Origin of the sequence: Mycobacterium sp., assembly GCF_049647605.1 — a bacterium.
Taxonomy (GTDB): Bacteria; Actinomycetota; Actinomycetes; order Mycobacteriales; family Mycobacteriaceae; genus Mycobacterium.
In genome coordinates this window covers 1-10,299 of the sequence record NZ_JBARXZ010000058.1, presented here as the reverse complement: position 1 = coordinate 10,299, position 10,299 = coordinate 1, and the positions used below count along the sequence as shown (strand labels likewise).

Here is a 10,299-nt window from a genome sequence, read left to right as displayed (position 1 = left end):
GGCGAACACCGTGCCCGCCCCCTGAGCGATCGCGCTGCGCACCGCACACAGGCCCACTGCCCCCAGCCCGAACACCACCACGGTGCCGCCCGGCGGAATGTCGGCGCGCTGCGCACCGGCCCAGCCGGTGGCCAGGTTGTCGGTGAGCAGTAGCGCCGTCTCGGTGTCGATGCCGTCGGGAATGGTCAGCAGTTGGAAGTCCGCGGCGGGCACCGCCAGCAGATCTGCCTGGGCGCCACCGAGGGCGCCGGATCCGAAGATTCGCGGTCCCGACAGGCAGGTGACCGGGTCCAGGGTCGCGCACCCGACACAGGCTCCGCAGCCGGCCACCGACGACACCAGCACCCGGTCGCCGACCTTGACGGTGCGCACCTGGGCGCCCACCTCGACGACGGTGCCCACCGCTTCGTGACCGAGCGGGACGTGTTGCGGCAGCGGATAGTCGCCCTCGTAGAAGTGCAGATCCGAGCCGCAGATCGCAGCGGTCTCGACGGCGACGACAGCGCCGCCGGGGCCGGGCAGCGTGGCATCGGCCACGGTGTCGACCCGGATCTCACCGGGTGCGACGATCACGACTGAGCGCATGGCTGCCTCCTGGGCGGGGTCAGGCGAACAAGAAATCGTCGGGTTGCGGTGTGCGGGTCCAGGACCAGTAGTCGACCAGCCGCCAGGGGCTCAGTGAGTGCACCAGCCCGGCGGCATCCTTGTAGAAGCTGTGCTCGATGCTCGGGTGCGACCACACCAGGGTTTTCAGCTCGGCCTGGCACTGTTGGTACCAGTGGTCGTACCGCTCCTGGCGGGGCTCCATGGTGTGGCTGTCCGAGTTGATCAGCAGATCCAGGCAGCCGATGATGTAGCGAACTTCGCACTCGGAGTGGAAGATCAGACTGCCGCCGCTGGCAAGGTTGGTGCCCGGCCCGTACAGGCAGAAGAAGTTCGGGAAGCCGGGAACCGTCATCCCGAGATAGGCCGAAGGGCGAGCGCCCCAGAAGTCGTGGAGGTCGATGCCGTCGCGTCCGATCACCTGGAACGAGGACAGCATGTCGTTGACGCGGAATCCGGTGGCGTAAACGACGACGTCGGCGGGGTGCCGGCTGCCGTCGGTGGCCACCACAGCATCGGCTTCGATACGGGCGATGCCGTCGCGCACCAGGTCGACGTTGTCGCGGGTCAGGGTGCGCAGCCAGCTGCCGTTGTCCTGAAGGGTGCGTTTACCGGTGGCCGGATAGTCCGGGAGCACCTTTGCGAGAAGCTCGGCGTCACCGTCGATCTGGCTGGTGATCCAGTCGGTGAACATCATCCGCGCCAGGTCGTTGACGGCGCTGACCGCACGTTGCTGATCGGGCCAGTCGGGGTCGATCTTCGCGGCCGCCAGCCCGGTGTCGCAGCCCGGCCAGAACAGCAGGAAGCGGTACCAGCGGCCGTAGAACGGCAGGTGCCGCAGCGCCCACTGCACGCCCGGGCCCACCGGCGCGTGGTAGTTCGGATTCGGGAACATCCACTGTGCGGTCCGCTGGAACACCGTCAGGTGCGCGACGTCCGGGGCGATGGCCGGGGCGATCTGGAAACCGGAGGCGCCGGCGCCGATCATCACGACGTTCTTGCCGTCCAGGGATACGTCGTGATCCCACCGTGCGGTGTGAAAGGCCGGTCCGGCAAAGGTTTCCGCGCCGTCGAACTCCGGTACATGTGGGCTGTTGAGCTGGCCGACGGCGCTGATCACCGCCCGGGCCGTCAGTGCTTCCTCGGTGCCGTCGGCGCCCGTCACGTACACCGTCCACGCCGGGTCCGCCTCGCCCCACACGGCGCGGGTCACTCGGGTGCTGAACCGGACGTGCTCGGTGATGCCGTGTTTGTCCATGATGGCCTGGAAGTAGGCCTGCAGTTCGGGTTGCCGGGCGAAGAACTCTGTCCAGTGATCGTCGGGTTCGAAGCTGTAGCAATAGAAATGGTTCCCGACGTCGACCCGCGCACCCGGGTAGGTGTTCTCCCACCAGGTACCACCGACGCCGGAGTTCTTCTCGATGACGGTGTACGGAATTCCGGCCTGCTGCAGCCGGATTGCGGCCAGCAGGCCGGACTGGCCGGCGCCGATCACCACCACGGGGAAGGCGGCGCGGTCAGCAGGTTCCGAAACCAAGGTGGCGCCGCGCTGGTCACGGCCGTCGAGCTCCATCTCCTCGAACATCATGGGCACGTACTCGTCGGGTACCTCGGCGGCGACCAGCCAGTCCATCATGGTCTTGAGTTCTGCGGTGCCGATAGGTCCCGGCTCCGGGCAGCCGCGGTCCCGGTACTCGCGGATGATGTCGAACGCCAAAGCGCGGGCCGTCGCCTTGTCCGGCTCGGACAGGAAGCCCTGCACTTCGTTGAGGAAGATGCCGGCGGGTTTCACCGGGCCGTCGAGCAGGCCCAGATCTCCGGTCATGTGAACACAGGACAGCAGCAGCGCGGGCACCGACAGATCCTCGAGCGCGGCCTTGATCTCGGCGTCGGACTCGGTGAACGGAATACCTGCGTGCGGGTTACGCGCGATCACCACGAGCGGAAGGCTAGGCGATCCCGGGCCACCTGTATGCAGATCCGGGAAAGTGTCTACTTCGGGCGGTGGCGCATCGGGGGATCATTCGAGGAAATAGTTTCTGTTGAGGTAGGAGGTGGCGGCATGGTGCTGTCCGCGGAAGAGCGAGCCCTCGTCGACACGGTCCGTGAATTCGTGGAGAAACAGGTCAAACCGGTGGTGCGGGAACTCGAGCACGCCAACACCTACCCCGAGGACCTCATCGCGATGATGAAGGAGATCGGGATCTTCGGCCTGGCGATCCCGGAACCGTACGGCTTCGGACAGGTCTCGATGCCCTGCTATCTGGCCGTCACCGAAGAGCTGGCCCGGGGCTGGATGAGCCTGGCCGGCGCGATGGGTGGCCACACCGTCGTATCCAAGCTGATCCTGATGTTCGGCACCGAGGAGCAGAAACAGCACTACCTGCCGCGGATGGCCACCGGTGAGCTGCGCACCACGATGGCGCTGACGGAACCCGGCGGTGGCTCGGACCTGCAGGCCATGCGCACCACGGCGCGCCGAGACGGCGAGGCCTACATCATCAACGGCAGCAAGACCTGGATCACCAACGCGCGCCGGGCCGGCCTGGTGGCGCTGCTGTGCAAGACCGATCCGGCAGCCCAGCCCGCGCATCACGGGGTGTCCATCCTCCTGGTGGAGAAGGTTCCCGGATTCACCGTGTCCAAAGATCTGCCCAAGCTCGGATACAAGGGTGTGGAGAGCTGCGAGCTCAACTTCACCGATTGCCGGGTACCCGCCGGCGCGTTGCTCGGCCCGGTCGAGGGCAGCGGCTTTGCACAGATGATGAAGGGTCTCGAGGTCGGCCGGCTGCAAGTGGCCGCCCGTGCGACCGGAGTTGCCCGCGCCGCCTTCGACGACGCCCTGAAGTACGCCCAGGAGCGCGAGAGTTTCGGTAAACCCATCTGGCAGCATCAATCGGTGGGCAACCTGCTTGCAGACATGGGCACCAAACTGGCGGCGGCGCGGGCGCTCTTGAACAGTGCCGCAGAGAAATTCGACACCGGCGCGCGATGCGATATGGAGGCGGGCATGGCCAAACTGTTCGCCTCCGAGGTCTGCATGGAAGTGGCGCTGGACGCCGTACGGGTACACGGTGGCCACGGCTACTCCACCGAGTACGACGTCGAACGCTACTTTCGCGACGCACCGCTGATGATCGTCGGCGAAGGCACCAACGAGATCCAACGTGGTGTGATCGCAGAACAATTGGTGAAGCGCGGCGGGTTGGACCGGTGACACCCACGCATCGCGGGGCCGAGATGCCCGGCACCGGACTCGAACAGTATGTGCGGGACTGGCGGTCCGGCCCGGTGCACACCACCGACGTGATGTCCCCGCAGCGCGCCGATGAGCTGGCCGCCACCCTGGATCTCGAGTTCTCGGCCCACCCCGGGGATCCGCTGCCGCCGCTGTGGCACTGGGTGTACTTCGGTGACTGGCCGCCCACCGCAGACCTCGGTGCCGACGGGCATCCCCGCAACGGCCACTTCCTGCCGCCCATCCCGCACCGCAGAAGAATGTTCGCCGGTGGCCGTCTCAGGGTCGCCGAACCGTTGCTACTGGGTGAACCGGCAACCCGGCGGGCCGCCCTGGTCTCCACCGCGGTCAAACACGGCAAGACCGGCGAATTACTTTTCGTGACAGTGCGTTACGAGTTCAGCCAGGACGGCCAGTTGCGGATCACCGAGGAACAGGATCTGGTTTACCGCAGCGACGCAGGCTCCGGTATGTCATTCGGACGGGTCACCGAGGCGCCCGCCGTACCGAGCGCCCCCTGGGTGGCCGAACCCGTCACCCACCCGGCGTTGTTGTTCCGGTTCAGCGCCCTGACCTCCAACGCCCACCGGATCCACTACGACCAGCCATACGCCACAGGTGTCGAAGGCTTTCCCGGGTTGGTTGTCCACGGGCCGCTGCTGGCCATCTACATGGCCGAGCTGGCGCGGGTCAACAGTGACCGACGATTGTCGGAGTTCCACTTCCGGCTACAGCGGCCCGTTTTTGTCGGAGATCCGATCCGTGTGCAGGGTCGGATCGACGACGACGACACGGCGGTGCTGACGGTGTCATCAGGGGCGGGCACCGTGCATGCCAGCGCTACGGCCGGATTCGCCTGAGCGCATCGTCACTCGTCGGCGTCCCGGAGATTCTCGATCCGTCCGAGGTGCTACTGGTCGGTGACGGACTGGAGGACGACGATGGCTCTGGCGCCCACCGTCAGTGTTGCGGCGGCTGCGGCGCTGTCGGCTTCGGTGCCGGCGTCGGTGTTGATCACCGGCTGCCAGGCGGCGCCGAACTCCTTGGGCGGCAACGTGAATTCGATGGCTTCGTGATGGGCGTTGAAGCACACCACAAACGAATCATCGGTGACGCGGTGACCGCGCGGGTCCAGATCGGGAATGCCGTGGCCGTTGAGGTAGGCGGCAACCGACTTTCCGAAGCCCGAATCCCAGTCCTCATCGACCATCTCCGAGCCGTCCGGGCGGAACCACGAGATATCCGGTACCCCAGCGGTCCCGCGACGCCGCACCGGACGGCCGGTGAAGAAGCGACGCCGCCGGAACACCGGGTGCTCAGCCCGCAGCGTCGACACCGTGCGGGTGAACTCGATGAGTTCGGAGTCGGCGTCATCCCAGTTCACCCAGGTGGTCTCGTTGTCCTGGCAGTAGCCGTTGTTGTTACCGCCCTGGGTGCGGCCGAGTTCGTCGCCGTGGCAGATCATCGGCACACCCTGCGACAGCAACAGCGTGGTCAGGAAGTTGCGTTGCTGTTGTGCACGCAGCGCATTGATCTCCGGATCGTCGGTGGGCCCTTCGACGCCGCAGTTCCACGACCTGTTGTGGCTCTCGCCGTCGTTGTTGTCCTCGCCGTTGGCTTCGTTGTGTTTCTCGTTGTAGGACACCAGATCCCGGAGAGTGAATCCATCGTGGGCGATGATGAAGTTGATGGACGCCACGGGACGGCGAGCGGTGTTCTCGTAGAGGTCGGCCGACCCGGTGAGTCGCGAGGCGAACTCGCCGAGGCTGGCTGCCTCGCCGCGCCAGAAGTCCCGCACGGTGTCGCGGTACTTGCCGTTCCACTCCGTCCACTGCGGTGGGAAGTTGCCCACCTGGTATCCGCCGGGTCCGACGTCCCACGGCTCGGCGATCAGCTTGACCTGGCTGACCGTCGGATCCTGTTGCACCAGTTCGAAGAACGTCGACAGTTTGTCCACGTCGTAGAACTCGCGGGCCAGGGTCGACGCCAAGTCGAAACGGAAGCCGTCGACGTGCATCTCGGTGACCCAGTACCGCAACGAGTCCATGATCAGCTGCAGCGAATGGGGGTGCCCGACATTGAGGCTGTTGCCGGTGCCGGTGTAGTCCATGTAGTAGCGCTTGTCGTCATCGACGAGCCGGTAGTACGCGGCGTTGTCGATACCGCGCATCGACACGGTCGGGCCCAGGTGATTGCCCTCGGCCGTGTGGTTGTACACCACGTCGAGGATGACCTCGATCCCCGCCTCGTGCAGTGCCCGGACCATGGCCTTGAACTCCTGTACCTGGCCGCCCGGGGTGGGGCTGCTGGCGTACTTGGAGTCAGGGGCAAAGAACCCGATGGTGTTGTAGCCCCAGTAGTTCGACAGTCCTTTGTCGATCAGCGTGGAATCGTTGGCAAAATGGTGCACCGGCATGAGCTCGATAGCGGTGATGCCCAACAACTTCAGGTGATCGATGATCGCCGGGTGGGCGATTGCGGCATAGGTGCCGCGAATGTGCTCCGGGATGTCGGGGTGAGTCTCGGTGAGCCCCTTGACATGTGCCTCGTAGATGAAGCTGTCGGCGTACTCACGCTGTGGTGGTCGATCGATGCCCCAGTCGAAGTACGGGTTGATCACCACAGACTTCGGCATACTCGCCGCCGAGTCGTCGTCATTGCGGCTGTCCGGATCGCCGAAGTCGTATCCGAACAGCGACTGGTCCCATTGGAAGGTGCCGTCGATGGCCTTCGAGTACGGGTCGAGCAGAAGCTTGTTCGGGTTGCAGCGGTTCCCGGCGGCGGGGTCGTAGGGCCCATACACGCGGTATCCGTATCGTTGCCCCGATTCGATCCCGGGCAGGAAACCGTGCCAGACGAAGCCGTCGACCTCGGGCAGTGTGTAGCGCGTCTCGGTTCCGTCGTCGCTGAACAGGCACAGTTCCACCCGCTCGGCGACCTCGCTGAACACCGCAAAGTTGGTCCCGGATCCGTCGTAGGTGGCACCCAGGGGATAGGCCTTGCCCGGCCAGACCTCGGCAGGTATGAGTACTGGACTCACCTGGTCCGTCGCTTGCGCCGGCCGGCCATCGCGGTCAACTCCTCGGGTAGGGGACAAGTTACTCAACCTATCGACTGGCCTATCCGGGCGCACATTGGTCTGTTTTTGGGGACCGGTCTCATTCGCCAACGCGGTGCCGACCGTGATAAAGGGAATCGGTGGTGGTGGCCGAGCTTGACGAGACGGCCGACCCGGGGGTGCCGCCACCGAATAGCACCAGGCCAGGATCACCGAACAGCCGCATGTCGGACGCACTGACCAGGTGGTCGAGCGTCAACAGATCAGGTGGGGGCACAGGTTCGGGTGTGGTGTTCGCCATGTGGTCTTCCTGCCTGGTCGTCGCGGTTCTCGGCGGCGGCACGGAGGCGTTCCCCCGCCTGCGCGCCGATGCCGGGTAACCCAAAACGGAGGGTTCGAAACTGACTGCTCCGCAGCTACCGGCACCGCCCGGGCTCAGCTCGGCGCGGCCTCGTGCCCGGGCCGGCCTTCGGTGCGCCGCGCCTGTTTCATCTCGGCTTCGAAGACATGGCGGACTCCGTTGACCAAGGCCTGCCGGACGGCGCTCTCGTGCGTGCGGAACACCGACCAGTAACAGTCGTCGAACTCTTCGACCACCTGGAAGGTCCACCGTCCAGGCAGGACATTTCGGCCCACCAGATCGGTGTCCAGAAGATCAGCGATCTCCGGGTGTCCCGCCGCCCGCAGCAGGTCGCACGCTTCGCCGGCCTGCAGGTCGGCGTGGCCCATCAGCTGATGGAAGTCGTACAACGCCCCGCGGGCGCGCTCGACGGTCTCCAGCGCCTCCGACAACTTGCCCACCGCTGCCACGGTGTTGTCGTCGACACCGGCGGGCCGGCGATCCAGCCCCTTCTCGGACGGGCTGCCGTCGGCAGCCGAATTCGTAGCGGGAGCCATGTGACACCGCATACCCGATAGTGGTCCGTTGCACCGGTGGGGCTCACGCCGGGTCGGCGGCCGGCGAGCGCACGGATACTGCCATGCTTTCTCGGCGTGTTGCGTACGGACGCGCGCGCTCGCGGACTGCCACTCAGGAATGGAGTTCTGTTGTCGTCGCCGGGCTCAGGATTTCCCCGCGGACTGGCGCTGCTGGTGGCCGGGGCCTTTTTCATGGAGATCCTGGACGGCACCATCATCGCCCCGGCGATCCCCCTGATCGCGGCCTCGTTCGGCGTCGCCCCGGTCAACATCAACGTCGCCATCTCGGCCTACATCGTCACGGTGGCGGTGTTGATCCCGGCCAGCGGCTGGATGGCGGACCGGTTCGGCATTCGCCGGGTGTTCCTCGCCGCCATCGTCATCTTCACGCTGGCCTCGGTCGGCTGCGCCCTCAGCGTGTCGTTGCCCATGCTCGTCGCGACCCGGATCCTGCAGGGAGTGGGTGGCGCGATGATGGTGCCGGTGGGCCGGCTCGCGGTGCTGCGCCACACCAGCAAATCCGATCTGATCCGGGCCATCGCGCTGTTGGTCTGGCCGGCGCTGGCAGCGCCGGTGATCGCCCCCGTCCTCGGCGGCGCGATCGCCACCCTGGGATCGTGGCGGTGGATCTTCCTCATCAACGTCCCGATCGGCATCGTCGGACTCGTGTTGGCGTTCAAGCTGGTCCACGGCGGGCCCGCCGAGACGCCGAAGCCACTGGACTGGCGCGGCATGCTGGCGCTGGGGTCCGGCATCGCCGCCGCGCTGGTCGCGCTGGAAAGCATCCGGGTCTCGGGCACCAACTGGTGGATGGTGGCCGGCGGCGCGCTGTCCTCGGCGGTGCTGCTGACGGCCGCGGTGGTGCACCTCCGGCGGGCCGAGAACCCGCTGGTGCAGTTACAGGTTCTACGGTTCCGGTCGCTGCGCATCACCGTGTCGGCCGGGTCCGTCTACCGGATGGTGATCACCGCCGTCCCGTTCCTGCTGCCGTTGCAATTCCAGCTGGTGTTCGGCTGGAGTCCGTTCCTGGCCGGGCTCATGGTGGCCACACTGTTCGCCGGCAATCTGACGATCAAACCGCTCACCACGCCCCTGATGCGGCGGTTCGGTATCAAACGGGTGCTGCTGGTCAACGGGGTGTTGTCGGTGCTGTGGTTCGGCCTGCTCGCCCTGCTACAACCGGACCTGCCGATCTGGTTGATCATCGTGATCCTCTACGTCAGCGGTGCGCTGCGGTCGATCGGATTCACCGCGTACAACAGCCTGGCGTTCGCCGATGTCGACGGCGACGACCTGACCCACGGCAACACCCTCAACGCGTCGGTACAGGAGCTGGCGGCCGGCGTCGGTGTCGCCCTGGCCGCGGTGTTGCTCGGCCAGTTCACCGTGCTGGCCGGCGCCGATCCCGGACTCGCCTATTCCTGGACCTTTGGCACCCTCGCCGTGGTGCTGGCCCTCACCCTGATCGAGACGCTGCGGCTACCCGGCGACGCCGGAGCCACGGTCAGTGGTGCCCGGCGCTGACCCGACTACCGTGGACTGCGATGGCACGCACATACGCAACCGCCGACCACGTCGACCTTCCCGCCCTGCTGGCATTTGTCGCCCCACGGCACCGCATGGTGCTGACCACATTCCGGGCTGACGGCTCGCCACAGAGCTCGCCGGTCACCGGCGGGGTCTACGACGGCAAGCTGGTGATCTCGACGTATCCACAGCGGGCCAAGACCACCAACATCCGGCGCACCGGCACCGCCAGCGTGGTGGTGCTGTCCGACGACTTCGACGGCCCCTACGTTCAGGTGGACGGCGACGCCGAGGTGATCGACCTGCCCGATGCGGTCGAGGCGCTGGTCGACTACTACCGGGCTGTCGCCGGTGAACACCCCGACTGGGATGAGTACCGGCAAGCGATGCAGGTCCAGGGCAAATCCCTGATCCGGATCACGCCGCGGCGCTGGGGGCCGGTGGCCACCGGAGGGTTCCCGCCGGCCACCTGATCAGCCCCGCAGGTTGTCCAGGCGGGCTCGGGCGGCCGCGATCCGGTCAGTGGCCTCCACACCGTCCTGTTCGGCGTCGGAATAGGCCCGCTCGGCGTCGGCCAACGCTGCCTCCGCGGCCCGCAGCGCCCGTTGGGCTTCGTGGTGGCGCACCCGGGCGGCGGCCAGTTCCCGGTGCCGGTTCAGCAGGGCCGCGTCGGTTGCGGTCTTTGCTTTCCGGGCGGCGGCCAGCTCGTTGCGGGCCGCATTCTGGTCCCGGCGCCGTTGCGCCGAGGTGTCCTTCTCCGCGGTGGTCTCCGCAGGTCGGGTGGGTGCTGATGTGTTCCCGGCCGTTGTCTTCCGGGCCGGGGAACCGGCAGCGATCGCGGCGGACTCGCCGAAGCCCGTGCCGAAGCCCGACCAGCGTTCGGCCTTCACCAGGGTGCCCAGGCGGGCGGCGACCCCGGCGTCGGCGATGGCGGCCAGCAGGGTCCCCGCCACGT

Annotated in this window: 9 protein-coding genes and 1 pseudogene; 4 read left to right on the top strand and 6 right to left on the bottom strand. The window is 66.7% G+C overall.

The genetic code is table 11. The features are described from left to right. Together WBB07_RS07670 and WBB07_RS07665 are read right to left on the bottom strand one after the other, a co-directional pair. Nucleotides 1–585: alcohol dehydrogenase catalytic domain-containing protein (locus WBB07_RS07670; protein WP_526306321.1), on the bottom strand; the 585-nt coding region annotated here is incomplete at its 3' end. A gap of 19 nt (nucleotides 586–604) precedes the next feature. After that, nucleotides 605–2,536: a flavin-containing monooxygenase gene (locus WBB07_RS07665; protein ID WP_526306327.1), complete on the bottom strand. Its 1,932-nt coding sequence runs from the start codon at nucleotides 2,534–2,536 to the stop codon at nucleotides 605–607. A 129-nt stretch (nucleotides 2,537–2,665) separates the two neighbouring features. Between WBB07_RS07665 and WBB07_RS07660 the strand changes: the two genes are divergently transcribed. Further along, nucleotides 2,666–3,820: an acyl-CoA dehydrogenase family protein gene (locus tag WBB07_RS07660; protein ID WP_526306319.1), complete on the top strand. Its 1,155-nt coding sequence runs from the start codon at nucleotides 2,666–2,668 to the stop codon at nucleotides 3,818–3,820. 23 nt (nucleotides 3,821–3,843) lie between these two features. After that, nucleotides 3,844–4,701, top strand: a complete 858-nt coding sequence (locus WBB07_RS07655) for an HTD2 family dehydratase (RefSeq protein ID WP_526306325.1) — start codon at nucleotides 3,844–3,846, stop codon at nucleotides 4,699–4,701. 50 nt (nucleotides 4,702–4,751) lie between these two features. On the opposite strand, the gene glgX is transcribed toward WBB07_RS07655, so the two are convergent. The 3 genes from glgX to WBB07_RS07640 all read right to left on the bottom strand — a co-directional run bounded on the left by glgX (nucleotide 4,752) and on the right by WBB07_RS07640 (nucleotide 7,796). Next, a complete protein-coding gene (glgX, locus tag WBB07_RS07650; protein ID WP_526306317.1) occupies nucleotides 4,752–6,881 on the bottom strand; it encodes a glycogen debranching protein GlgX in 2,130 nt (709 codons plus the stop codon). 118 nt (nucleotides 6,882–6,999) lie between these two features. Beyond that, entirely contained in the window at nucleotides 7,000–7,200 is a 201-nt protein-coding gene (locus WBB07_RS07645; protein WP_526306315.1) for a hypothetical protein, read from the bottom strand. A 134-nt stretch (nucleotides 7,201–7,334) separates the two neighbouring features. After that, nucleotides 7,335–7,796, bottom strand: a complete 462-nt coding sequence (locus tag WBB07_RS07640) for a hypothetical protein (protein WP_526306313.1) — start codon at nucleotides 7,794–7,796, stop codon at nucleotides 7,335–7,337. Between the two features lie 183 nt (nucleotides 7,797–7,979). On the opposite strand from WBB07_RS07640, the gene WBB07_RS07635 reads away from it, so the two are divergent. Then, a complete protein-coding gene (locus WBB07_RS07635) occupies nucleotides 7,980–9,341 on the top strand; it encodes an MFS transporter (RefSeq protein WP_526306323.1) in 1,362 nt (453 codons plus the stop codon). A 20-nt stretch (nucleotides 9,342–9,361) separates the two neighbouring features. Next, nucleotides 9,362–9,817 carry a PPOX class F420-dependent oxidoreductase gene (locus tag WBB07_RS07630; protein ID WP_526306311.1) on the top strand — a complete coding sequence of 152 codons (456 nt, stop codon included), beginning with the start codon at nucleotides 9,362–9,364 and terminating at the stop codon, nucleotides 9,815–9,817. On the opposite strand, the pseudogene WBB07_RS07625 reads toward WBB07_RS07630, so the two are convergent. Next, nucleotides 9,818–10,299: pseudogene (locus tag WBB07_RS07625) on the bottom strand (hypothetical protein); the annotation flags it as partial.